The sequence below is a fragment of the Alteromonas sp. KUL150 genome (assembly GCF_009811475.1).
Lineage (GTDB): Bacteria > Pseudomonadota > Gammaproteobacteria > Enterobacterales > Alteromonadaceae > Alteromonas > Alteromonas gracilis.
Genome location: NZ_BLIJ01000028.1, coordinates 100,010 through 122,408 on the forward strand (window position 1 = coordinate 100,010; position 22,399 = coordinate 122,408).

38 protein-coding genes, 2 tRNA genes and 1 pseudogene are annotated in these 22,399 nt (G+C 44.4%); 6 read left to right on the plus strand and 35 right to left on the minus strand.

The genetic code is table 11. The features are described from left to right. Nucleotides 1-8: 8 nt before the first annotated feature. The gene (locus tag GVO62_RS05610) at nt 9-1,397 is read right to left on the minus strand and encodes an MATE family efflux transporter (RefSeq protein WP_173359490.1); all 1,389 of its coding nucleotides are present in this window, start codon (nt 1,395-1,397) and stop codon (nt 9-11) included. A gap of 997 nt (nt 1,398-2,394) precedes the next feature. Between GVO62_RS05610 and GVO62_RS05615 the strand changes: the two genes are divergently transcribed. The 3 genes from GVO62_RS05615 (at nt 2,395) to GVO62_RS19425 (ending at nt 2,812) form a co-directional block, all read left to right on the plus strand. Further along, nucleotides 2,395-2,471 (plus strand) — tRNA-Asn (locus GVO62_RS05615). A 27-nt stretch (nt 2,472-2,498) separates the two neighbouring features. Next, nucleotides 2,499-2,575: transfer RNA gene (locus GVO62_RS05620), tRNA-Asn, on the plus strand. A 93-nt stretch (nt 2,576-2,668) separates the two neighbouring features. Continuing rightward, on the plus strand, nt 2,669-2,812 hold the full coding sequence (locus tag GVO62_RS19425) for a hypothetical protein (RefSeq protein ID WP_236547080.1): 144 nt from the start codon (nt 2,669-2,671) through the stop codon (nt 2,810-2,812). 285 nt (nt 2,813-3,097) lie between these two features. Here GVO62_RS19425 and GVO62_RS19670 read toward each other — a convergent pair. From GVO62_RS19670 to GVO62_RS05640, 3 genes and pseudogenes are all read right to left on the minus strand, one after another. Beyond that, nucleotides 3,098-4,105 (minus strand): annotated as a pseudogene (locus GVO62_RS19670) (recombinase family protein); the annotation flags it as partial. A gap of 18 nt (nt 4,106-4,123) precedes the next feature. Beyond that, nucleotides 4,124-4,477 carry a hypothetical protein gene (locus GVO62_RS05635; RefSeq protein WP_159118101.1) on the minus strand — a complete coding sequence of 118 codons (354 nt, stop codon included), beginning with the start codon at nt 4,475-4,477 and terminating at the stop codon, nt 4,124-4,126. A gap of 515 nt (nt 4,478-4,992) precedes the next feature. After that, complete coding sequence (locus tag GVO62_RS05640) at nt 4,993-5,991, minus strand: tyrosine-type recombinase/integrase (protein WP_159118102.1); 999 nt, start codon at nt 5,989-5,991, stop codon at nt 4,993-4,995. 493 nt (nt 5,992-6,484) lie between these two features. Between GVO62_RS05640 and GVO62_RS05645 the strand changes: the two genes are divergently transcribed. Both GVO62_RS05645 and GVO62_RS05650 read left to right on the plus strand, forming a co-directional pair. Further along, complete coding sequence (locus tag GVO62_RS05645; RefSeq protein ID WP_159118103.1) at nt 6,485-6,748, plus strand: helix-turn-helix transcriptional regulator; 264 nt, start codon at nt 6,485-6,487, stop codon at nt 6,746-6,748. 116 nt (nt 6,749-6,864) lie between these two features. Continuing rightward, a complete protein-coding gene (locus GVO62_RS05650) occupies nt 6,865-7,002 on the plus strand; it encodes a hypothetical protein (protein ID WP_159118104.1) in 138 nt (45 codons plus the stop codon). Here the strand turns inward: GVO62_RS05650 and GVO62_RS05655 are convergent, their stop codons facing one another. From GVO62_RS05655 to GVO62_RS05780, 26 genes are all read right to left on the minus strand, one after another. Then, nucleotides 7,003-7,377, minus strand: coding sequence for a hypothetical protein (locus tag GVO62_RS05655; protein ID WP_159118105.1), 375 nt, complete (start codon nt 7,375-7,377; stop codon nt 7,003-7,005). 98 nt (nt 7,378-7,475) lie between these two features. Further along, nucleotides 7,476-7,655 carry a hypothetical protein gene (locus tag GVO62_RS05660; RefSeq protein WP_159118106.1) on the minus strand — a complete coding sequence of 60 codons (180 nt, stop codon included), beginning with the start codon at nt 7,653-7,655 and terminating at the stop codon, nt 7,476-7,478. 1 nt (nt 7,656) lies between these two features. Further along, nucleotides 7,657-8,199 (minus strand): BRO-N domain-containing protein, encoded by a 543-nt coding sequence (locus GVO62_RS05665; RefSeq protein ID WP_159118107.1) that lies wholly within the window; start codon nt 8,197-8,199, stop codon nt 7,657-7,659. A 243-nt stretch (nt 8,200-8,442) separates the two neighbouring features. Beyond that, nucleotides 8,443-8,595: a hypothetical protein gene (locus GVO62_RS05670; protein WP_159118108.1), complete on the minus strand. Its 153-nt coding sequence runs from the start codon at nt 8,593-8,595 to the stop codon at nt 8,443-8,445. Continuing rightward, on the minus strand, nt 8,592-8,852 hold the full coding sequence (locus tag GVO62_RS05675) for a hypothetical protein (RefSeq protein WP_159118109.1): 261 nt from the start codon (nt 8,850-8,852) through the stop codon (nt 8,592-8,594). Before GVO62_RS05675 ends, GVO62_RS05670 begins: the two co-directional genes overlap by 4 nt. Beyond that, nucleotides 8,845-9,309, minus strand: a complete 465-nt coding sequence (locus GVO62_RS05680; RefSeq protein ID WP_159118110.1) for a hypothetical protein — start codon at nt 9,307-9,309, stop codon at nt 8,845-8,847. The genes GVO62_RS05675 and GVO62_RS05680 overlap by 8 nt, the downstream gene beginning before the upstream one ends. Then, nucleotides 9,302-9,721: a hypothetical protein gene (locus GVO62_RS05685; protein WP_159118111.1), complete on the minus strand. Its 420-nt coding sequence runs from the start codon at nt 9,719-9,721 to the stop codon at nt 9,302-9,304. Before GVO62_RS05685 ends, GVO62_RS05680 begins: the two co-directional genes overlap by 8 nt. Nucleotides 9,722-9,723: 2 nt before the next feature. Continuing rightward, nucleotides 9,724-9,942, minus strand: a complete 219-nt coding sequence (locus GVO62_RS05690) for a hypothetical protein (RefSeq protein WP_159118112.1) — start codon at nt 9,940-9,942, stop codon at nt 9,724-9,726. Continuing rightward, nucleotides 9,939-10,112 (minus strand): hypothetical protein, encoded by a 174-nt coding sequence (locus GVO62_RS05695; RefSeq protein WP_159118113.1) that lies wholly within the window; start codon nt 10,110-10,112, stop codon nt 9,939-9,941. The genes GVO62_RS05690 and GVO62_RS05695 overlap by 4 nt, the downstream gene beginning before the upstream one ends. Before the next feature lie 48 nt (nt 10,113-10,160). Then, the gene (locus GVO62_RS05700; RefSeq protein ID WP_159118114.1) at nt 10,161-10,427 is read right to left on the minus strand and encodes a hypothetical protein; all 267 of its coding nucleotides are present in this window, start codon (nt 10,425-10,427) and stop codon (nt 10,161-10,163) included. Continuing rightward, nucleotides 10,417-11,049 carry an HNH endonuclease signature motif containing protein gene (locus tag GVO62_RS05705; protein ID WP_159118115.1) on the minus strand — a complete coding sequence of 211 codons (633 nt, stop codon included), beginning with the start codon at nt 11,047-11,049 and terminating at the stop codon, nt 10,417-10,419. Before GVO62_RS05705 ends, GVO62_RS05700 begins: the two co-directional genes overlap by 11 nt. Then, nucleotides 11,039-11,278 (minus strand): hypothetical protein, encoded by a 240-nt coding sequence (locus GVO62_RS05710; protein WP_159118116.1) that lies wholly within the window; start codon nt 11,276-11,278, stop codon nt 11,039-11,041. Before GVO62_RS05710 ends, GVO62_RS05705 begins: the two co-directional genes overlap by 11 nt. Before the next feature lie 47 nt (nt 11,279-11,325). Next, nucleotides 11,326-11,688, minus strand: a complete 363-nt coding sequence (locus GVO62_RS05715; RefSeq protein WP_159118117.1) for a single-stranded DNA-binding protein — start codon at nt 11,686-11,688, stop codon at nt 11,326-11,328. After that, nucleotides 11,666-11,857, minus strand: a complete 192-nt coding sequence (locus tag GVO62_RS05720; protein ID WP_159118118.1) for a hypothetical protein — start codon at nt 11,855-11,857, stop codon at nt 11,666-11,668. The genes GVO62_RS05715 and GVO62_RS05720 overlap by 23 nt, the downstream gene beginning before the upstream one ends. Then, complete coding sequence (locus GVO62_RS05725) at nt 11,854-12,087, minus strand: hypothetical protein (RefSeq protein WP_159118119.1); 234 nt, start codon at nt 12,085-12,087, stop codon at nt 11,854-11,856. Before GVO62_RS05725 ends, GVO62_RS05720 begins: the two co-directional genes overlap by 4 nt. Nucleotides 12,088-12,110: 23 nt before the next feature. Then, nucleotides 12,111-12,305: a hypothetical protein gene (locus GVO62_RS05730; protein WP_159118120.1), complete on the minus strand. Its 195-nt coding sequence runs from the start codon at nt 12,303-12,305 to the stop codon at nt 12,111-12,113. Further along, a complete protein-coding gene (locus GVO62_RS05735; protein ID WP_159118121.1) occupies nt 12,302-15,055 on the minus strand; it encodes a toprim domain-containing protein in 2,754 nt (917 codons plus the stop codon). The genes GVO62_RS05730 and GVO62_RS05735 overlap by 4 nt, the downstream gene beginning before the upstream one ends. 16 nt (nt 15,056-15,071) lie before the next feature. Then, nucleotides 15,072-15,338, minus strand: coding sequence for a hypothetical protein (locus GVO62_RS05740; protein WP_159118122.1), 267 nt, complete (start codon nt 15,336-15,338; stop codon nt 15,072-15,074). A gap of 5 nt (nt 15,339-15,343) precedes the next feature. Further along, nucleotides 15,344-15,610 (minus strand): hypothetical protein, encoded by a 267-nt coding sequence (locus GVO62_RS05745; RefSeq protein ID WP_159118123.1) that lies wholly within the window; start codon nt 15,608-15,610, stop codon nt 15,344-15,346. Further along, entirely contained in the window at nt 15,600-15,749 is a 150-nt protein-coding gene (locus GVO62_RS05750; protein ID WP_159118124.1) for a hypothetical protein, read from the minus strand. The genes GVO62_RS05745 and GVO62_RS05750 overlap by 11 nt, the downstream gene beginning before the upstream one ends. Next, entirely contained in the window at nt 15,746-16,378 is a 633-nt protein-coding gene (locus tag GVO62_RS05755; protein ID WP_159118125.1) for a tyrosine-type recombinase/integrase, read from the minus strand. The genes GVO62_RS05750 and GVO62_RS05755 overlap by 4 nt, the downstream gene beginning before the upstream one ends. Continuing rightward, a complete protein-coding gene (locus GVO62_RS05760; RefSeq protein ID WP_159118126.1) occupies nt 16,371-16,553 on the minus strand; it encodes a hypothetical protein in 183 nt (60 codons plus the stop codon). Before GVO62_RS05760 ends, GVO62_RS05755 begins: the two co-directional genes overlap by 8 nt. After that, on the minus strand, nt 16,546-16,800 hold the full coding sequence (locus tag GVO62_RS05765) for a hypothetical protein (RefSeq protein WP_159118127.1): 255 nt from the start codon (nt 16,798-16,800) through the stop codon (nt 16,546-16,548). The genes GVO62_RS05760 and GVO62_RS05765 overlap by 8 nt, the downstream gene beginning before the upstream one ends. Beyond that, the gene (locus GVO62_RS05770; RefSeq protein ID WP_159118128.1) at nt 16,781-17,287 is read right to left on the minus strand and encodes a phage regulatory CII family protein; all 507 of its coding nucleotides are present in this window, start codon (nt 17,285-17,287) and stop codon (nt 16,781-16,783) included. The genes GVO62_RS05765 and GVO62_RS05770 overlap by 20 nt, the downstream gene beginning before the upstream one ends. Next, nucleotides 17,280-17,717, minus strand: coding sequence for a hypothetical protein (locus GVO62_RS05775; protein ID WP_159118129.1), 438 nt, complete (start codon nt 17,715-17,717; stop codon nt 17,280-17,282). Before GVO62_RS05775 ends, GVO62_RS05770 begins: the two co-directional genes overlap by 8 nt. Nucleotides 17,718-17,722: 5 nt before the next feature. Further along, the gene (locus GVO62_RS05780) at nt 17,723-17,896 is read right to left on the minus strand and encodes a hypothetical protein (RefSeq protein WP_159118130.1); all 174 of its coding nucleotides are present in this window, start codon (nt 17,894-17,896) and stop codon (nt 17,723-17,725) included. A gap of 119 nt (nt 17,897-18,015) precedes the next feature. Here GVO62_RS05780 and GVO62_RS05785 point away from each other — a divergent pair, with 119 nt between their 5' ends. Beyond that, nucleotides 18,016-18,885 (plus strand): hypothetical protein, encoded by an 870-nt coding sequence (locus GVO62_RS05785; protein ID WP_159118131.1) that lies wholly within the window; start codon nt 18,016-18,018, stop codon nt 18,883-18,885. Here the strand turns inward: GVO62_RS05785 and GVO62_RS05790 are convergent. From GVO62_RS05790 to GVO62_RS05810, 5 genes are all read right to left on the minus strand, one after another. Continuing rightward, entirely contained in the window at nt 18,882-19,421 is a 540-nt protein-coding gene (locus GVO62_RS05790; protein ID WP_159118132.1) for a hypothetical protein, read from the minus strand. The genes GVO62_RS05785 and GVO62_RS05790 overlap by 4 nt on opposite strands. Then, nucleotides 19,414-19,857 (minus strand): DUF5675 family protein, encoded by a 444-nt coding sequence (locus tag GVO62_RS05795; RefSeq protein ID WP_159118133.1) that lies wholly within the window; start codon nt 19,855-19,857, stop codon nt 19,414-19,416. Before GVO62_RS05795 ends, GVO62_RS05790 begins: the two co-directional genes overlap by 8 nt. Continuing rightward, on the minus strand, nt 19,854-20,216 hold the full coding sequence (locus tag GVO62_RS05800) for a hypothetical protein (protein WP_159118134.1): 363 nt from the start codon (nt 20,214-20,216) through the stop codon (nt 19,854-19,856). Before GVO62_RS05800 ends, GVO62_RS05795 begins: the two co-directional genes overlap by 4 nt. A gap of 84 nt (nt 20,217-20,300) precedes the next feature. Beyond that, a complete protein-coding gene (locus tag GVO62_RS05805) occupies nt 20,301-20,564 on the minus strand; it encodes a hypothetical protein (protein ID WP_159118135.1) in 264 nt (87 codons plus the stop codon). 13 nt (nt 20,565-20,577) lie between these two features. Then, complete coding sequence (locus tag GVO62_RS05810) at nt 20,578-22,398, minus strand: PKD domain-containing protein (protein ID WP_159118136.1); 1,821 nt, start codon at nt 22,396-22,398, stop codon at nt 20,578-20,580. Between the last annotated feature and the right edge of the window lies 1 nt (nt 22,399).

The following is a 22,399-nucleotide window of genomic DNA, read 5'->3' on the forward strand; positions in this document are numbered from 1 at the left end:
TAGACATCTCAAAATGAGCGCTCAGATAAACTTGGTGCCTTTGCTTCAAAATCGGCAACAGCACGCTTGAAAACAACGAGAGAAACACATGCCATTGCGATATTCGCGATGACGGTTCCCGCAAACAACCCTTTCAGCTCGAAAAGAAAACTACCTGCAACACTGATGGGTACGAAAAAAACGAACAACCGGATGACACTCAAAAGCAACGCCGTCATGGGGCGGTGCATAGCGTTTAACGAGGAATTTGTCAGTATGATTATCCCCTGCATGCCATAACCTAATGGCACAATCATTAGGAAAAGCTGTATCAGCACACTTACTTCCACCTCGTTAGCAAATACGACAGCTATCCAGCTAGAAAGCCCCCACATAGCCAAAAAGATAATGAACTGCCACACAAGAACAAATTTTAAGGTTAGCGAATATGCTTTCTTGACTCGCTCAATCTGCCCTGCTCCCACATTTTGACTAATAAATGGCGGCAACGTCATGGATAACGCCAGCACAACAATGCTGGCAATTGACTCCATGCGATTGCCTACACCCCACGCTGCTACGGCTTCAGCGCCATAACTAGCCACAACTGCTGTCATGACTCCACCGGCTATAGGAGTAAGCATGTTAGCGCCGGCAGCAGGTAATCCTATCTTCAAAATCTCTCGGCTACTGTCACGTAACTCATTGAGAGTTAGCAATCGGGGCAGCATCAACTTGCGACGGACAGCTAAAATATGGAGTATCCAAAGGGCGCCCACTATCCATGCGATAAAAGTAGCAAGTGCAGCGCCTTTTATACCCATTGCCGGAATAGGGCCAAACCCAAAAATAAAAATAGGGTCAAGCAATGCATTAAGCCCACCACCAGCTGCCATAACAATACTTGGCGTTCGCGTATCTCCACAGGCACGCAACACGCTATTTCCCACCATAGGCATAGCCAAGAAAATGCTTGATAAATACCATAACCCCATATAGTCGGAGATATAAGGCATAAGGTTATCTGTGGCATTCAGCAATTCGAAAACAGGCTCTATAGTAAAAAGACCTATCACTGCTAACGCTCCGACGAGTAATACAGACAACATTAAAGAACCGGTTGCATAATGCTGAGACTTCGTTATTTGTTTGCTGCCCTGTAGCTTCCCGATAATTGCAGACGTACCAATGCCTAATCCAATATTTAAACTTATTACTGTGAACGTGACGGGAAAAGTGAAACTAATTGCAGCGAGCGGATCGGTGCCTAATAAACTCACAAAGAAAGTGTCGATAAGCCCAAAACTCATCATCATTACCATGCCCAATATCATGGGAATGGTCATACGCTTTAACGTAACACCAATATCTTCCTCCAATAGGTCAGAAGTACGTGGTTTAGCGTTATTTTTTATCACTTGAGCTCCAGCAAACTAAAATCCTGTAATCAATTGCGCGTTAGTGTAAAAGAGCAGGATATATATAGCTATGTGTATTCGACAAACAAATCAAACGATGAGAGCGCTGTTTGTAATACCACTTTTACTTATCAAAATACGTAAATTTGATAATTTTGCTAACAATGCAGACCCAACAATCGATTTTCGGCAAAGTGAAGCTAGAAACACCTTGCTACCTTAATTACAGTTTAATTTCTGTTCCGTTTCATTTTTACTACTTATTATTTACGCTCACCACGGCATTCTCAGGATCATACAGCGCGTACAATTGACAACCTCACATGTTAATGAAATGTAAGATATTGAGAAATAAGATGGATTTTACTGAGTAGCATTTAGACATTCGTTGAATTAACACACAAGCTACTTTTTGTTCAATCGATCATGTTCGATCAAGATTCACGATCATAAAATTAGCCATAACCCTCTGATAAAAAATAATTATTATCACCACACTTTAATAAGTGTCATAGATCAAATGCCCCCCGATCTAACAAAGGCACTCACAAAATTTAAGCTATCAACATAGTTATCCACAGATTTAGTGGATAACTAACGCCAGACCATATTTGGCGCGATTTTGTGCTCAGTTAATTCGATAACACGTAAGTGACGACTAACCTTTTAATCCTCGGGTACAGGTTACAGATTTATTAAATGCTGTACATAATAACAGTATGGAAGGTTTTTTTTATTCTATTTAGTTATAGAAGAAAGACATAAATAAATATTAAAAAAAGATTGTAAATCACATCATTTAAATTCCAAAAAACGCTCATCACTCATCATTGTCTAACAATGCGCACTTATTAATCACCGCTTTCACTAGATTGACGACAAAATAAGCACAAAAGCCTCAAAAAGCTATTTTTTGCGCAGTCAGAACAAATATTTCATTTATGTTGTTGACAGTTCCTAAGTACGTCTTTAATATTCGCCTCCGTTGAAGCACAGGTCCCCCTTAGCTCAGTTGGTTAGAGCGACGGACTGTTAATCCGCAGGTCCCCCGTTCGAGTCGGGGAGGGGGAGCCAACTTCAGCAAACAACTTAGGTGTCGATTCCCCCTTAGCTCAGTTGGTTAGAGCGACGGACTGTTAATCCGCAGGTCCCCCGTTCGAGTCGGGGAGGGGGAGCCACTTTCTCTCACTGGGAACTATTTCAGAGTTCACAGTAATAAGTGCCTCCGGTCTGTATTTCACTTTAATTTCATTGTCTTGCAGCGTAATGCTGTGAATAAACGTCTTAAAGAATTCACGAACTTTACCCGGGTTATTGGTGGTTTTGATGATATCAACCAGCAACTCGCTCAATTCGGTAAGGTCAGTTTCAGAAATTTCCAACTGTGGTGGTTTTTCCGTTTCGGCCACGGCTAATTCAGTATTTAATTTCCTAATCGTTTCGTTGTTAGAACGTAAACGAGGTGCAAGGTCTTGCACGTTGTAAATTCCTGTATCGTCTTCCAGTAGTTCATACAAGCGCGAGTTCTTACGCTCATACTCTTTAATTTGCTGAACAATTTCGTTGCATCTGTCTCGCTTTTTTTGCGCCCAAGAGCCGCACAGGTCGTTAAGCTGCAATAGCAAGTCTTTCAAATTTCGCTCTGTAAGCACTTCTGCGCAGATAACATCAGTCATCCAAGGGTCGAATATGGCTGAATTGATTCTACGGTCTTCACAGCCCAAACCAGCCTGTTTAGTGCTGCAGTTGTAATAGTAGTAAGTCTTCGTCGCGCCTTTCGCCTTTTCTATCTTCATCGACTTGCCGCATTTGCCGCATTTCAATAGGCCAGTAAAGAAACGAGTACTTTTGGGTGAACCACCCTCTTGCACCGCTTTTTGGGTTTGGCTATCCATTGTTTGCTGCACAGCGTCGTAAAGTTCGTAAGAAACAATCGGTTCGTGACTGTCTACCACTATCCATTCAGAACGAGGCAGTGAGCCGTCGCGGCCTTTTTTACCGAAAGCGATGCGGCCAACCACACGTTCGTTGCGCAGCAAGCCAAGAATTGAAGTCTTATTCCACTTCTTACCACGATTAAGACGCCCTTCAGCGTTAAGCAGCTCAGCTATTTGTTTTCCACCATAGCCAGAAAGCTTTAGTTCGAATATTCGGTTCACCGTGCCAACTTCCATCGGATTCGGAACTAGCCTGGTCTTATTTTTCTCTCCCAGTACTTTTTCAACTTGGTACCCAAATGTTAGATAGCCACCATTGAAATAGCCTTTTTGGGCATTTGCGATCATAGAGCGCTTAGTGTCTTGTGAAACTTGGCGAGAATAGTACTCGTCGAATAGCTCTAAAATCCCCTCGTAAATAAAGCCAGAATCGCCTTTGTCGATGTTTTGGGACACATAGCTTATCTTGGTACTGCTATTCGCTAATCGTCGCTTATTTAGCTTTGCTTCAAGCGCATTCCTGGCAAAGCGTGAAGTACTCCAACAGATAAAATAATCAACGTCGAAGTTTTCACAGTATGAAATGGCTTGTTGGAATGCAGGACGGTTATCAGTGGCGCCAGAGATACCTTCGTCTGTGAATACTTTCTTCACATCGGCCCCGAGCGATTTAGCGTGGGCTAGGCATTTGTCTATTTGGCTTTGAACAGGAAGTTCCTTTTCGGCTTGTTTCGCAGTGGAAACCCGCGCATATATTACACAAGTGGTCATTGTTAGTTCCTAAAATCACTATCTAAGGGGTACTTCCCCCAATTCGTACTTTTTTGCTATTCGTCTTATTGTATCAGGAGATCGAGACATTCCATGTTTTTCTAGTTCTTTGGTTATCTCGGTGCAGGACATGTTGCTTTCAATGAAGCATTTGATGATTTGTACGCATTGAAACTCTTGGTACTTCTTAATGGAAGGTACGTAAATTTTATCTTGCTTCCACTGGTTTTCGGGGCAGCTGGCGACACGCCAGATTTTTATAAACATATCAGGGCCGGCGATTTGTAATATCTCTCGCCAAAACTTAGGTAAGTTCAGCTTATTCAGTTCGGCCATTTTCAGCGAATTTATTTCAGCCGCGCTTTCACTCATGATTTTTGCCTTATAACGAAGTTTAAAATCAGTGCAGATATGCTGGTACCCACCCTACCCTATCTGAGAAAGCCCTTATACTTGCCGAGCCCCCACCCCTTCTAATGATAATGCATGATGCAGGTAGATTGCAGGATATTCGTACAGTAAGTGTGTGTTTAAGTTGTATTTCTATTTTTTATTGCGCTTTTTATTAAATGAGTGTGGCTACAGGCTGTGTTCTATCGTGTGGTTTTGGTTGTGTATTGCGTATTTTGTATATAAAGCGCAGTAAGAGTTCCCGCGAACCAAAGTGCTATTGTCCGTTTAAAAAGAGAGTTTCAAGGGTTGCTGCGCACACCCTCAAACATTCATTATCTATTAGTTGGTGGTACAGACTATATAATTTCCACGCACCAGAAAAGAACCAAAGGCGTGTCTGTGTAAAGCTTTCTGGTAAATTTTAGGTTCTGGTGAGAGAGGGATTTGCTTTAGCGCTGGGGTAATTGGCCCAGCGCTATGGTGACAGTGAGAGGTTATTTCTTCAGGGCGTTGAGGAGTGGCGTTACTGCAGTAGAAATCTTTCCTAGTGGATTACCCTTATCGACTTGCTTGGTTAGCTTACGTAATGCGAGTTGAGTATATATCTCTGTGGTCTTAGGGTCGCTATGGCCTAGCAGAGTTTGACGGGTAATAATGTCTAGGTCTTCCTCTGCGTATTCGGTACCAGTAAGGTGTCGTAGTGCATGAGGGTGAGCCTGATTGGTAGGAACGCCAGCTGCAATGCCTCGTTTATGAATCATTTTCTGAATAGTGCGCGGTGATATTCTTCTGTTTTCACCGTAATAATCCCAGGGCTTAACTCTACGGTTATTAGTGCTGATGAATAACACCTGATCACCATTGGGTAGTGTGCGGTCGATATGGCGTAAATCAGGATGGCCGATATAAACACGCAGGAATAGTTGCACTTCCATAGGCAAAGGAACCTGCCGTTCTTTCTTCCCTTTCTCAACAACGCGAATAGCTAAACGTTCAACACCGTCGTGCTCATAAGAAACAATATTAGAGAGGTTTAGCGACACAATACCAGCCAAACGCAAACCACAGCCACCCATTAGCGCAATAATCGCAGCGTCTCGTATACCAATAAATGTTTCCAGGTCACAGCTTTGTAGCAGCTGCTCGAAATAACGCAGGCCCATAGCAACGGGGATTTTCTGCGAAGAGGCTGGGTAAGGTAATGAGGCGGTAAAATTGACGTGTGTATGGCCTTTATTAAATAGGTATTCATAAAATCCACGCAATGCAGCCACTGCAGTTCGTCGGCTTTGCGGTACCAGTTTCATTTGATGCAGGAATAACCCAGTAAACTGTTCAAGCTGCAGCTGTTTAGGTTCGTAAGGGTCAACTAGCGACTTTTCGCAAAATGCGAGATAGAGCGTTAGATAATAGCGGTACTTCTTAATAGTTTCGGCTGAACGGCCTTCATTCAGCTGTTTAAACTGCAACCACTCATTCACCAATATCTGCATTTTAAAGGATCCCCAGGGGCATATTTTCACGGACATTTGGACATTTACCCCTTTTTAGCGATGCAGGCCGCGCAGAACAAGGGCAAAGCACTGTCCAAAACTGTCCAAAATTTACGGACATGCTCTTTTTTTTCGGACAGTTCCGACCAGTGACGATTTTAAAACTGGACATCTCCCTTTTATCTATATTTCTTTATCTTATTAATTCTTAAAGAAAAATAATAATAATAAGAGAAACGATGAAAAGCAGAAAACAACAAAACTGACAGAAAAAGGCTGAAAACGGACAGAAAAACCAACAAAACTGACAGCAATAAAAAGCGCAATAAAAAATAAAGCATAAAAAACAGAAGCATAGGTGATAAAAGCAGGATAAATGCTTCAAATGTCCAATGTCCAATAGTTGCGCCCCCGCATAAAATGTTAATAATGCGCGTCAGCAGCCTGTTCGGCTGTTTTAATTCGTAGGGTTCGGTTTGGCAGTGAGGTACACATGATTTGCCTGCCACCGTCGTTTGACGGGAAGCAATTAAGAGCTTTACGCAGGGAAGCTGGGCTTACTCAACAACAGATAGCAGAAAAGCTGTGTATTAGCAGGGAAACGGTTGTAGCTATTGAAAATAATAAACCATCGGCAATAGAGGGGTTAAAACTAAAAACTATTCAAATGTGGTGCTGCGCGTGTAGGCCCAGTGTGAGGTATAGAACTTTAGATAGTTTTACTCATTACTTACTTAAGTTAGTCAGCAAAAAATAATATGAATAGCCTGGCTTATAGCTAAATGTTTAGTAATGTGGATTTGAATTAACAGATCGTACTTCTTTAGGCTGATAGTATTGAATTGTTTACAGCGCAGTACTAAAGGAATAAACATGCAGCAAAACACCTTTCTTTTATCCAGCCTTTTATCCTCAATTAAATCGATGCTTGTTCATATGGAAGAAACCGGCACAGACCACACGGCAGCATTGCACTGCCTTATTGAGCAGTGCGAACGACTGGTTAAATAATTAGTTAGCGTTTAGCAAACCTGTATTTACACCGGTATTACTCTGCGAGTAATTCCAGTCTTTAACTACCCCGGTATCACTATCTAATGTAATGATGAACATTGTTGTCTCTGAGTCAGCGCCACCAACAAACAAACCAGCAATTGGAATAAAGCTTTCAGGCCTAGCTTTAGAGGCAACATGCATATATGTCATGATTTTTTCGCCGTTTGCGTTTACCCCAACTGACATAGGGTTACCAAGTTGGCCTCTAATTTCAGCCTCAGTGGTTACACCTTTTTCTATTCTGTCTACGTAGGTTCGGTCTATTTTATTGCCTACAGAGGCACAGGCGGTTAAAAAAAATGATAGCGCTAAGCAAATAAGTACTTTCATGAGAAGTCCCTTTCTTTGGTGATTAAAACACTAAAGTATTTGCAAAAAACAAAAAGCGCAATAAAAAAGCCCACTTTAATTTGTGGGCTTTCGTTTGTTTAACGTTCGGCTTTTACCAGTATTTCTATTTTCTCGGTGGCTGGTTTTAGCAGCTGCACCATCTGAAACGCCTGTAAGTGCTCTACTGGCCCATCATCCATGTTTTCAAATAAGCTTTGAAGGCCTTTTAAATATTCGCTTAGTTCATAGGCGGTTTGATATCGGCTCTGACTTCCCATATTACACCCCTAGTTCTAACTGCTGGCCTAGTAGCTCGGTGTTTGGCATGGGTTCACCCAGTTGGTTGCAGATGTTACGCAACGTAGTGATATAGGCACTTTTGGCAAACTGGTCGCGACAATTCACCAATTCCTGAATGAGTTTGATTTTTTGGTTGCGCAGCGCAATAAGGTCTTTTGCTGGCAATGTACCGAAGTAACCTTGCTTACGAATAGACGGAAGTACTTCTTCGCACACCCACTGCGTAAATTTAACGGCTTCAGGTTTGTTAGAGCGAAATGCGATCATGTAAAGCGCAGGTTCGTTGATGAAAATTGTTTCTTGAGTGCCAGAAGGGGTACGGAAACTCCGTATAGCTCGCCATGTTTCTGGCAGCTTTTGCAGGCTTTTTGTCCCTCTCCATGCAATTTCGAGGGCATCAAATACCTCTTTCGCGACAAAAAATGCATCACCATTTTCATCAATGGCGGTATTTATTTCGGTATTTGAATAAGAGAACGGATTATTGTTTGCCTTTAGTTCGGCATTAAGAAATGTAGTCATAATGACCTCTTGTATATTTAAGTAGTGGAAGCCACCATGGGTGGCAGGTCTCAACTAAAGCTATACAAGTAGCTCCGGGCCTATTCCCCTTGCGGGTATTGTATTACGCCTCTCAACCCGCCATAGATAAAATTATGGCGTGCGACTGCTTTACAGGCACAAAAAAACCGCAAAAGCTAACGGGTGCGGATTACCGCTTGTATATTTTAGTGCCTGTAAAACTACACCTGAATTATTCGGGTGTCAAACTTTGGTTCTCCTTTCAATCTCAGCGAGAATCATAGCGCCTATGAAGCAGTGAATGCCTATGGCCCCAAATTCAGGGGGAAGCCCATAGATTATGTCGGCTAGCAATGTAAGCCAGCCAGCAATTGTTAGTTGGATGCTAATTTTCACTCTTGCTCCTTGCGTAGTTGTTCGTTTTCTCTTGCGTCACTACCAAAAAACTCGTTAAGAATTGACCTCATTCCTATCCTTCCAACCTGAAAAAACACAGCTGCCAAAGAAAAAAGCCATGTACCTAAACCTACAACAATGAATACTGCTAAATGTTTTTCAATAGTCATAGTTCCATCAGGGGCGTCAACTAGACCCCAAGCGACCAAAGCAATCACGCTAAGTCGCAAAAACCATTTTATTTTAAGATTACCCATGATCTTGCTCCTTGCGTAGTTGTTCAGAATTTAGTTCTATTTCCAAGTTTTTTAGAATTATTTCGATAGACTCAACTCTAACGCCAAAATCAAAAGGTCTATTCTCTAATTCAAAACGCTCTGAACCTAGCACCTTGTTTACAGCTTCAATCTTCTTCTCTATGGCGAATTTGTTGAACGATTTTTCTATTTCTTCTTTTGTTCGCATTTTGGGCAAGATAATTACTTTGCCTGTTAATTCAGATACAAAAGCTCCTATAACAGAAACATTCTTCTTATACTTTGCTGACAGGTTAGAGCGCTCTTTTTCCAACTTACCAACACGCTCATTAGCCTTTTCTAGTAACGCATCAGCAAAATCGTAGACGTAAGGGTTTAAATCCATTTCACCGCTTGGCTGCTCTTTCAGCTTGAAACCATTGGATAATGCTAAATCTTTTATTTGCTTCTTATTCACTGTCTTGCTCCTTGCGTAGTTGTTCAGCAAACTCTTCTGCGTAATCTGATAGCCACTGACAGTCTGACCAACCAAATTGCCCAGTTTCGTTTGCACTTGAAGAAAAAAGAGTTGCGCCTTTAATCTGGTTCTCTATGGCGAATGCCTCTTGCGCTTTAGCGGTTTCTATCGCCTCTTTTGCATAACGCTTGATTACTTCCTTCTGCTTAGAGACTCTCATATTCAAAGATTCTTTTTCGTGTTCCAACTCAGCAACACTCTCATTAGCCTTTTCTAGTTGCTTATTTAAACAAGCAATCTGCTCCAAGAGCCCAGGTATATCTTCAACGTAGTAGAGCTTTTTGCCATCAGCCCAGGCTTCTTTTAATTCACAAGTATCTTTCATACCCGGGTCAAAGTTTTTATCACTCATGATCACACCTTAAAAATAACCAGCATTAGCGAGATAGCGCCAACAGCTGCAGAGTAAAATAGGCCCGTTGATAAATGCTGCATTGTGCTTCTAAACCACTGGGGTTCGTGAGCGCAGCTGAAGGCAAACAAGCGAATTGACACTTGCATACCTACTAACAGGCCGCCAGCACAAGCGCAGCTTATTGCTGCGCAAATGCCAATGAGAACGTAGGCTTTCATTCGTAAAGCTCCCACACCTTTAATCCCATGCTTTTTGCCATCTCAAAGTCTTCAATGCGGTGGCGCTGTTCACGAGTTACTTTTTTGCGTTCTTTCGAGCGCTTAGGAAGCGTGTTGCTGTTTCGGTTGCGCAGTGAACCTACTTGTAAAAATGGGTTTTCTTCAATCATTGCTAGTTCCTTGGTTGCTTTATTAATTAGCCCGCCTGGTCCACGGGGTTAGTTAGCTTTGCCTTTCCACGAAGTTTCTAGAATGTTGTATTTACATTCGTCGATATCTTCTAGGTAAGTCACTTCGGCTTTGATGGTGTAAACACCTTCTTCCGGCTTAACATGCTTTGGTAAGCGGTCGTGCCAGTCGTCGGTTCCCCAGTTCTCGATGTCGCCGGTGATTGTGTCTGGTGAATCTGAGGTGACACTTAAAACGCACACGCCTAACAGGCCAGTGCATACAACAATTTCGGCTGTATCTATTTCAGTTTGCATCACATTCACCCTTCGATTTTTCAAACAATTTAACCTGGAGCTTAGAAAGGTTAAGCATTGCTGGCTTAACCTCTTCTGATTGCTGGGAATAGTTGTTTCGATTGAGCTGCAGTAGCAATTTCCTATGAACCAGTTTTAGATTGTCTATAGAGAAATTGCGCTTGTTACCATCAGCGAATATGACGACATGATCTTTAGGAACGCTGCCATTCTCTCGTTCCCATAGGACAATATGTTTATGCTTATATCGAGTTGCCGCCCCCGTATAGGGGTTGGTCTCGTTAACTTTTATAAGAACGTAGTCATCTTTTTTACAAATTCGCTCATGGCCTACTGGTTTAGCGTTTTTAGGCGCTTGGCCTTTTTTAAACTGAGTAGCCTTAGAGTTTTCGTGAACAGGAATCCCCTTCAAACCTTCGTTCCATGGTGCAGTTCCACTTTCAAACCTACCCGTTCGACCTGAGCGAATTTTATGGTTTCTAAGACAGCCCCTAATCTGTGACTCGCTCTTTGAAAGGTTGAACTTTTTATTAAATGCTTCAGTGAGCGATTTTAGTGGGAGTACTGGGTATTCCTGCTTTAAGAAGTCGAGCTGGTCTTTTGAATACTTGTTAGCTGACATCTTTGGGCGCCTCAATCAATACGGGAGTTTCTTTAAGGCCATGCTCTAACTTCAACTCTGTTGCTTTTAAAACAGTGTTTGCATTTCCAATTATGTGTTTAGCAATATTAGAGACAGCCTTTGCTCTAATTACTTCCTCCTCTAATTTATGCCCAGTAATACTTTCATCTGAAAGCCTTTCAAGTTGTGCAAATAAGTGGTTATTTAAGTCGCTCAATTTGTTTTTCATCATTAGTTCCTTAGTTTGTAAGCCCGTCTGGTCCACGGGCATGGGTGTTAAATACCTTGTGCTTCTTTTTTGCCAAGCAGCTGCACATCGCCGCTTTGGTCTACTATGATTTCGCAAATAGAGCGTTCTTGGCCGTTGCTGTCTGTGTATTCGCGTGTTTTCTTTTTGCCTTCCACATACAGCTGATCGCCTTTCATTCTGAACTGCCCGACAATCTCTGCGCGTTTGCCCCAAATGATGCAGCGGTGCCACTCGGTTTCCTCTTTGGCGTTACCGTTTCTGTCCTTGAATATTTCGGTAGTTGCCAAGTTAACCACGCACTTAGCCGTACCATTTGGTAGAAATTGAACGTCAGGGTCTGCACCCAAGTTGCCAATAATCTGGACCTTATTTAGCCCTTTTGTCGCCATTGATGCGCCTCCACATTTTGCTTTGTTGAACATGGCGAGAACGACGTTCTGCAACCAGCATCATAAAAATTAATAGAATTAAACACGCTTGTAGTGCGTCACTTTTAAAGTACACCGACGCTACTGTTACAAGCCCCAATAGCGCTAACAGTGCGTTAATCAATTTCACTTGTAAGCCCTCTTTAAAATACGGGTTCTGCGGTGAGGTAAACGATGCTCACTGTGCAGTACTTCACCTGGTAACATTTCGCGCCAGCCTTCCACCACGTTTGGCCCTTTCCCTTCCCACTCAAAATCCTTTGCTGGCCCTTCAAAAAAACTGTCGTCTTGCAGGATCACACTTACGTTCTGCTCTTCGCTAACAGGCATTTGCCCGAAATTTGGTAAAAATGACATCATATAAAAATCCTCAATGGTTGTTGTTAGTTCACTTTAAGGTGTGACACGCAGACGCCCCCACTGCGGCCAGATAGTTTTACAAGTGCATGGCGGCTACTAGGGATGTCCCATGCTGGCGAAGAGGTACGCACAATTTCAAAGTTGTAATTTCCCTTCACAGGGAAATATTTAAATTGGGTACCTACTGGGTAAGTTTTGTTGAAGTATTGCGCTTTCATAACATCGGCTCTCTGTGGGCACGTAGCGTCTCTGGTGCTGTTACGCTAATGCCGTATTGTTCAAGTTTTTTAACGTCTAGCTGTTGCATGTGGCCGCTACGGGTACCGTTAATGCTGCGAACTACGCTGTCGTTGTGAATAACGCCTGCTTGCTCCATTTGGTGCTTAAGAACTCGCGCTGTTTTCACGGGCATGTTGTTGTATTTTTCACGTAGGGCCACGCTGGTAGATAAATGCGCCATCATGTGCTTAACACGCACACATAAGTAACGTGGCTCTTTATCGTTGTGAGGCTCACACTCAAATACATAGGGGTACACGTAACGGCCAGCGGCAATTTCGTCCATGATGATTTCAACAATCCAAATCCATGGGTCGCGGTCGTTAGTGGTATCTGAAATGTGGCTGTTCATTTCTGCAATTAGGTCACGTTCGAAGTCGCCGTTAACGTCTTCAATACCTGTAAACGCGGTAAGCAAACGCCATGCAGTCATAAGCGCAGAATAGTTATCTACCATCCGGTCGGCGCCCTTATCGTTGTCTTGTGCACGGTTGTAGGCTCTGCATTTCTGCTGGGCTATCTCATAGTTTTCTTGCACCGTTTTACGGCCAAGCTTCGCTAACCATTCCATCCATTCATACATTGGGAACTTAGGTAGGTTCTCGTTAAGCATGGGGCCTTTACGGTTGCTTAAATCGGTGCGCACGGTTTTACCCGTCAAACTTTCTACCGGCACGTCTTCACCTGCCAATAACACAGGCGCGGCGATAAGGAACGGGGTTTGTGCACTGCCACGGGTTGTTTCGGTGTAGTTATAGCTTTCTTGCAGTAATGAGACGGCTCGTGCAATAACGTCTGCTTTTTTGGCACTCAGTTCTTCCCAGCCTACGGGGTGGCTGGTACCTGATACCGACGTCATTAATCGATATTCGGTACCAATACTTTGACCACTGAGAATTTTCATGCCCGTGGTACGTGATAAGCGCTTAAGTAACGTTGATTTACCGCTGGCCTTGCCTGCTTGCATTATAAAATGCGGCCAAAAACCTAGATAAAGTTTCAATTGTGCGCCAACTATCCACACCAGGGCTCTGGCTGCAGCGTTGTCCTTAAATGTTTCCTGATAGGCTTCGACCACTTGCCCAGCATGCCCACGCATACCACGAGGAAACGCAAAATTGTGATACGGGCTCTGCTGTGCTGGTTCAGTGAAAAAGCAATCTTTACCTTCGTTTACTTTTGGCTTTCCAGCTAGGTAGCACAGGCCCACAAAGTTGGCCGCTTGCACACTGCCTATACCAATGGTGCGTTCGAATATATTCAGCATGCGAGAAAACGCACGTGGGTTATAAATAGGGCCGCTTTTACGCCAGGTGTCTAAGTTGTGCAGCTGCTCGTCGTTCATTACTCTGCGCTGCAGCGCTTCATCGTGTCTGGCCGTTTGATACATGGCAACAAATTGTACGTGAGGGCTGTCGTCATGCTCCCCAGTGGTCGTTGCACTTGCACTGGCTATTTCTACACGGCTTAAGCCTGCGACTCTAAAGCCAGCCACATCAACAAATTCTAGTTTTTCTTGGCCGTCGTCGTCTCTCGACATTTTAGCCATGCTGGTAAAGTCGTCTTTAACACGATATTTCCAATACTGCTGGTAGTCGTGAGTTGGCAACCATAAGCGCGGCTTGTGCGGTTTATCTTCACTGTTGCCGGCTAAGCCTGGTATTAACCACGGCTCACGTTTTTTAAAGGGCTCTTTACTTTGCGAGTCTTTATAAACGTCGTTGGCATCTTGCCCGTATTCCCATTCGCTACGGTCGACAAAAAAGCAAGGCACCCCCGCTGCAAGGCAACCTTCGTGAATGCGCCACTCGGCCTCTGCAGAATAACAACGGTCGGGTCCGGTGGGGTTTCTTTTATCTGGCTTAGGTTCGTCCTTGTCGTAACAACATATTACGGTTTTCCCCAAGAATAGCTGCCAGTTAACTTGTACTTGGGTTCCTCTTAGCGCCACGGCACAGGTGGTAGGGTCGCTGCTAAACGCCGCTTCAATACTTAATGCATCTAACGGGCCTTCAACAACATAAACAGTTTTCGCTTGGCGCAGAGCACGGGGGTCTAGCATCCAAAACACGCCATTCTTTTGGCCCAATGATTTGGTTTTCATGCCGCCGTTTAGCTCGGGCACATAGTAGCGATAGTCAACAGCTGCTAGCATTTTGGTATTAGGCTGATACGTGATAAAGCTTACCGCTTCGCCGCCCCAGTGCGGTTCACCTTGGGCAACGTTCGGGTTGGTGTAGTTTGTCCAGCCTAACGTTTTCTGTTTAATACCTTCAGTAATGATGTGATCGGGAATGCCACGTTCATTTTTTAGATAAACCCTGCAGCGCTCTTGGTCTTCTAGGCTTTTGCCAGCGATGTATGACAACTTAGCCATGTCGTCGGTGGCTTCTTCGGTTTCTTCAGGCAGCGTTAAAAACGGTAAAAAATACAGTTGATGCACTTTTTTATTTGCCGCTGGGTAGTCTAAGTCGAATACCCACATAGCCAGGTCGATGACGCTACCGCCGTTCTGATTATCGCGGTCGCGCCACACATTGAATTTAACGCCTATGCTAATTTCTGGCCGTTCTGCGTTGGCACGTTTCCACAGCTGCTGTTCGCCGTTGTCGCTCACTTTAGTGAGGCCCATACGCTCGGCAGCGTTTGGCAGAGTGATGCGTTCTCTTAACTGATCTAACGTCAGCATTTCTTACCTCGTTTTTTTAATTAAGTGGTGACGGCGTTTCTAAGCGACGGGCAAGCTTCAATACACCCGTTATAACAATGAGCTCAGCGAACTTTTCGATGATTTCCGTGTTATTAACAATGAAATCGCTTAGCGCTTCGGAATTAGGCAGTAATTCGCACCACTCCCCTTCAGACTTGTTTTTCAGCATTTTCAATTGCTGCGACAACTCCGCTTCGGCCGCAGCAATTTGCTCTTCTAACTGTTGCAAATAGTGTTGTGTAAAAGGGTTGTTGTTAGACATGTTGCTTAGCACCCAACCTTTAGCCATTCGCTCACAGTGCGGGTACTCGCGCCTGCATGCATAATTTGCTGAATCGCTTCTACGTTATGTTTTTCAGTGACTAGGCCTGTGTAGCTTTTCTGCATATTCCATTTGCCGGCGCATTTATCTTCACAATTCACTGTGGCTAAATACACAGGTCCCATGCCAGGCATTTGCAATGGGAAGTAATTTACCCTGGCAAACGTAGTGCGCAGGTTTTTAAGCTGGTTGTATATGTAGTTACATTTCATGCTGGACGTATCCTTGGCTGCGCTGGTTTTCTAAAAGCTTGTCTTCTTGTTCACGTCGCTTGGCATCGGCCAGCAACCGTTCACGCTGACTGGCTATTTCATCGCGCAGTGGCTTAAACGCTTTTTTTACGAAAATCATAGGGCTGCCTCCTGCATGCTTTTGCGCATGTCGTCTCGACTGGGCTGTGTATAAACTTGGGTGGTCGTAATGTGCTCGTGACCTAGCACCTCTTGCACTTCACGCAGCGCTGCGCCGGTTGATGCATTCTGTAAACGACGAACTGCCCACGTGTGGCGAAGCCAATGGGGTGACGCTTTTACGATGCCGGCAACATTGCACCAGTGCGTCATGCGTTCTTGGTAACTGCGAATACTCATGCGCTGGCGACGTCTAGATAGAATGAGCGCTGTATCTTCGTACGCTTTTTCAGGTGCTGCAGCAATCATGCGCTTGCGAATTTTTAGCAGCGCTTCAAGAGCACGACGGGCCGCGTCGACAAGGTAAATTTCTTGCTTCTTATTTAAGCCGCGCTTGTTGCCTTGCTTGCCACCTTTTTGCATGTGTGAGGCAATGTGCAGGTAGCCTTTATCTAGCGCTAGCAGCGCGTCGTCTACGTTCAGCAAATGCACCGTTTCAACACGCCGGGCCGTGTAGCGCATTAATAGCATCCAGTTAAGGTCGCGCTCTGCTTCAATGTCTTTGAATTTACGGATAGTACTAAACAGCACTTTCTCTTCTTCACGAGTAAAACTCTTAACTTCAGCCATGCGCACGCTCCTTTTGCTGTTGCTTTGCTAATAAACGCTCTGCTAGTTCATCGCCAAAAAACAAACCTAGTGCACCAGGCTTAAGGGCAATAGTTTGATTGGCGCCACAGTTCGTGCTTACTGAACGAATGCCAGCTTTACGCAATGCGGTTGGAATGTTGGTTTCGTTACTCATGGGGCAACTCCATTTTCAACATACCAGCATTGATACGCACAATTTCGTGCAAGCCTTTACGTTGACGCTCGTTAAGATCTGCGTATTGCAGATTAAGCAGCGCTCTCACCATGGTTTCATGCACTTGAAGCTGCATTTTTTGACGTTTAATAATGAGCTGTAGTTGAAGTGGTGACATTTCGCCTTGCTCTCGTTGTGGCGCATCGGCAGCAGGCACAGGTAACATTTCAACGTTTGAATGAGCCATGGTCAGCCTCCGCTTTGTTTTGAAGCACAATTTGCATTTTGAACCAGTGGGCAACTTTGATGTTGCCAGCCCTGGTAATACGGTTGAGCTCGGTTGGGGTAATTACGTCGTCTTCGATTGCGTCGTAAATGGTTTGGCAGGTCTGCCCTACTGACGCTTGCCACGAACAAAACTGGTCGAGTAATTTACCTTCTGCTTTCGGGCTAGCATCAACCGGCACAGCAACGAATCCCAACATGGCGTTAATCTGATAAAGCAGCGAATAACATTGGGTGGAAGCCATCATTTCAATAGCGTCGATTAGCCCTAGCTTATAGCTGGGTAAATTGGGGTTTAGTTCGTTGCGTACTGTATTCGCCGTCTTACCCAATGCGCATGCAAACACCTCTGCAGCGTGTGGGTGGCTTTTGAGTAGCAGGTGCGCAGAATGCAAAACTGCGTTATAATTCCTTGGACTTTGCATTAGATCATCCTCATGGTTATGCATTGTTAGTTCCTGCCATGGGCACCTGGTCCGTGCTCGTGGCAATCACCTCTTCTTCGCTTGTACCAAGCAAATTCAGTTCATCGTCTACCTTCTCGGGGTTAAATGCGTGAAATAACGCTGTGAAGTCGTTTAGTGAAATGGATTGAACGAACGCAATGCAGCCGTCAAACATGAAGAACATTGACGCTTTCATTACATCGCCATCAGGCAAGCTCACTTTAAAATTTCTAATTCTTAGCGACGAGCCATAGGCCATTTGATAACGGCCAGATTCCATACACGTTATGCTGTAACCGTTGTTGTCTTTGTCTACAATGGCATTGCACGAAAGTCTGACTCTCAACTGGCCTTTGTCGGCATGTGAATTTTTAGACTTTTCTCTTACAGCCGAATGCGCACTGCTGTGCTTTACTTCAGTTAATGAAGGCATGCAGGTTACTCCTGAATTGCAGCTGAAGTGGTGGCTTCAAAATTACGAATACCTGCCTCGACAGCCAACGCAATGATTTGCGAGTTAGAGCGCTTTTCACGCTTAGCGGCCGCCTTGATACGTTTTTCTAATTCAGCACTGGGGCGAAAACACATGGGTTTGTTTTTTACGCTAGACACTGCGAAATCCTCTTTTTTGAGTTAGTATGTTTACAAATGAATACATTGTTATTATAGGTTCAATATTTGGGATTTGAATTCATTTATTGGGATTTTTAATACCGATTTTGAATAAGACTATGAATTATCCAAACGAAAAAGAATTTACGCCGCGTCTTGAATGGGTGTTGGCTGACAGAAAAATAACGCCGTGGGCTAAAAAATTGGGCTTATCATCGGGTACGGCTGCACGATTATTAAGTAACGTTGTGCCAGGTACCGACATTCTGACGGCTATCATGCGCACTGAGCATGTAAATTTGAATTGGTTGCTGGAAGGGAAAGGCACGCCGTTTATGTTAGATAGCTATACGAATGCAGACGCCTTCGAAAATATGTTATCTATTCACGCACAAGACGCCCAATACACTGCATATCTATCCGTTGATATGCAAAGCAGTATGGCTTCTGTTGTGTTAGTACAGCCAGCCACGTTCGAATTTAAAAACAAGTCAATTGAATATCAGCAGATAGAAACACTCTATGGTCCGTGCAGAAACCCGTTGGCATTATCTGAGGTATTAAAGGGGTGTGACATTCACAGCTTCAGTTTAACGCAACTTGATGCAATGGCATTTAGCCGTGGTCAGTTTGGTACCTATAAGCTGCTGGGCGACGACAAGCACAAGGGATTGGTGAGTAAAAGTGGTGGCGTCGACTTCATGGTGCAAGACGGCAAGGGCGTCTACTTTGCTGAGATGAAAAATAAGGCAAAACGTGACGCTATGACAGTTGACCACCTTGTGCCCAAGAACTTTACTTTTTCTATAGATGATAAATTGGAAGTACTCAACATGGTGATCATGTGTGCCGAGGAGCATCATATTGCTGATAAACTGGATAAAGCCACGAAAATGGAAGTGGTAGAAACACTCGAAGAAATGCATAAGCCCGTTTCGCAAATAACTCCCACTGAAATAGAGTTTGCGCTACGGGCCAGTGTTCACTAAGCTCGTTTTTGTGGCCGTTGGCCAAACCACCAAAAGAATATAGTGGTGGCGATGTACGCCACCATTCGCCAAATCTCCATTGCCGCGGCTAAACGAACGTCTTCACCCAGTCCGTCGACCGATTCAACCAGCGCATTGGCTTCTACCAAAATAATAGTAATTGCAACAGCTACGTAAACCGTTAATGAAGGTCGTACTAGCCCCCGTATCACATCAACTATACCAAGCAAGCCAATAATCCACGTTGGAGCCCCGTTCTCTGGCATGTATTGACGCTTGTCGTGTTCGTAGCTTACGGTTTGCATGGCATAAGCGTTGCTGTCAGCTTGGGCGCTGGCTTCTTGCTGAAGAATACGCAGATTCGCGGTAGATTCTAGTTCTACCATCTTCGCGTCGTGTGCCAGGCGCACATTCTCTTGTTCAATATCCAATGCCCGGGTTTTGTATTGAAACAAGCTTTGCACTGCAGAGCCTAAAATACCCGTTGCACCACCACCCACTACCGCCATTAATGCGTCACCTATCCACTCAATCATGCTGTTTCTCCCAAGCATTGATAATTGTTATGCGTGCTGGTTTGCCAGCAAGAATGTTGTTGAAGTCGCCTATTGCCCTGCGTGTATCGAAAATGGCGCGTTGGTTTTGGTAGGTACCGACGCGGTAACCCATTAATACACAGCCTAGAACGCTTGTCTTAAAGCCTTTTTCTTTGTTGCCGGCAAACGTGCCAGCATGAGCGAGAATACCGCTTCGTTCTGGTACATTTTCAATTAGATAAAGGTGTGAGCGGCCACCAATTGGTTTACGGGTTTTCACCAAACGCATTGAATACGTGCCTGCTGTAATGCAGCTAAGATTGGGTAAGTTATTGCGCCACGGCAATTCAAGGGTGTGTGCAGACCAGGGGCCAATGTAGATATTGCCTGGTGTACCTTGGTCGTCGGTCTCGTGCCGTATTAGCTGAATATTCAAAATTTCAACTCTACTTTGACCAGGCGATCGTTAATGTCTTTGTTCACCAGCTGCTGTTCACGCATCTGAGTTTTGACTTCTTCAAACTGGCGGCGCCATATTTCTTGATCACGCGCTGCGTCTTCGGTGGTATAGCGTTTTTGATTGACCAGGTTAAAGGTGGTGATAATTGGTCCAATGCTAGCTTTAAGCTCGGCCATTTGAATATTGAGCTTTTTAACTTCTTCCTGCAGCTGATTGTCTTTTGACTGAATATCTTCAAACACAAAGTTACTAAGAAAAATTAATAACGACAGTATTAACGTTCCCGAGTTGTGATAGAACCAATTCGTTGGCCCTGTTTTGTCTATGTCTGCCATTACCTTACCTGTTGAAATAACGTAGAAGTTAACAGGTTGCATTTTGACAATTGAACACGCGCAGTGTTAGGGCAATAGTGGCGTCTATTTTATCTTCACAGACGTAACAGCTTCGCGACCTCGGCCCCAATCAATGTGCTTTATTCCTCGTAGTTCAGCCCACTGACGAATAGCGACTTTTATAGGAGGCGATAGGTTACCGTGCCCTAGGTACACGGTAACGCCATCTACCCCTTCAGATTGAGCAATAAATTTAAACACGCCCTCTGGTGATTTCAGTCGCACAATCCTTGCTGTTACGTATTCTTCAACTTCAATATCGTTCAACTGCGTTACCTGATAAGACATGCTTATGCCCTCATTAACCTTGCTTTCTGAAATAAGACGCTTTCTGATATGGCTCTATGACTTTGGCTGTCATTACAAGACCGTCTTTATCGTCGGTGACATACAGCACGAATGTCAGTGTCAAATTACCGTTTTCATCCGTTTGCAAATCACCAATTCTGGCTGCGATAACGTCACCACGTATCATGTGAGGGTCGTCGACAGAGCTTATTTTTGACGTTGGTGTGGATATGACTTCGACAGCATGTACACCTGGTTGGTCAAACAAAAAGTAACCCTCTGCAGATGTTTGTATTCCATCGCTAGGGGTAACAAGGAAGCGGAACGCTTCTCGGTTAGAGCGCCCTTCAAATGCTTGTACCGAACCGTCGTTAACCACAGTCCATTGACGTGTATCCAATAGTTTAAGCATTTCGCTAACAGCGAAGGCGGCCACATCGATGTTCACGGTACCAGGACTACTTTCTGCACCTTCATCGTCAACAGTAACCAGCTGAAACGTTAAGCGCTGCGACGTTGTTTTGCTGGGCGACGTTGCCGTAGGCCGTGCAGGGTCGTCTAGGTTAAGGGTTACTGTATCGCCAGCAGTTTGTGTCCAGCGCCATTCTACAATTGTGCCGTCGGTATCTTGCGAACCCGTGCCATCGAGCGTGAATTGCGTAGCTGCTGCTACTGACTGGTCGGGGCCAGCGTTTGCGACTGGAGGTTGGTTCACTGGTTCTTCACCTTCGATGTATTGAATTAATGACGCCAAAGCTATATCGGCTAATCCATCCATTTGCACAGGGTTACTTAAATGTACGCCATCGCCACCCGTAGCCCCAAGCACAGTGGTAGGCTCAGTAATAAAGATATTATCATCTTCATTAGCAGCTTCTATCTGCCCTGCACGAATACCTGCTTGACCTGTTGTTGTTCCGTTACCGCTCCAATTGCTACCCGTTAACGTGTGTAAAGCAACGATAATTGTATCAAGGCCCATATCGGACTTTACAAAGCCAGCGTAACGAATCACACCATCTTTATATTCTGTTGTTGTTGTGCTATTTGAAGATAACGCATCATTTTCACCCAACTGCAAAAGGTTTAAGGTCGCACCCCCAACAAGGTTTGAGCGGCGTAGCGATGACATATACAGGTTATTTTTACCAGCAGGAACGGTATCCCCCCGCATTTCTGTAGCGTCTTTCTGCCACTCAGCTATCGTCGTGCCACCTCTCGCTGCGGGAACACAGATTACCGGCTCTGCGTACTCAGCAATAAGCTTGTTAGCTAGGTATATCATCCAAGCGTTACCAGGGTTCCCAACCGGTGCAAGAAAATCATCTACTTGATCTGTTTTATCACACCAAACATTCTTCATTGGCTGTGCAACATCGTTCATACCCAAAAGCCAAGAGGTGTTGCCGCTTCCATCGGTATACAAAGGTTCTGAGGCACCAGAGCCAGCGCCCGCCATATTTGATTGACCACTACCCAAAATAACCAATCGGCTCACCACTGCTTGATAACCCGAGTATTCCGTGTCTTCCCCCTCTATTTTGAACACTAAATTATACGTGCCTATATTTAGAGAAATTGAACGGGTTACTACTCCGCTGGTCGCATTAGTGGCAAAGCTGGAAAACGTTACACCACCGTTTGTACTGTAAAGTATATTTACAGGTGAATCACTGGTAAGGGTTACCGCGACTATTCGTGATGTAGTGAATAAAGCTAGATTTCCGGTAGACCATAAATTTATAGGGTCAAGGGAAACGGAAAGCGTAGGGCTGCTGCCTATTTGCTCGGTGAATGTGCTAGAGCCTTCACTCCATAGTGCTGAATTAGCCATG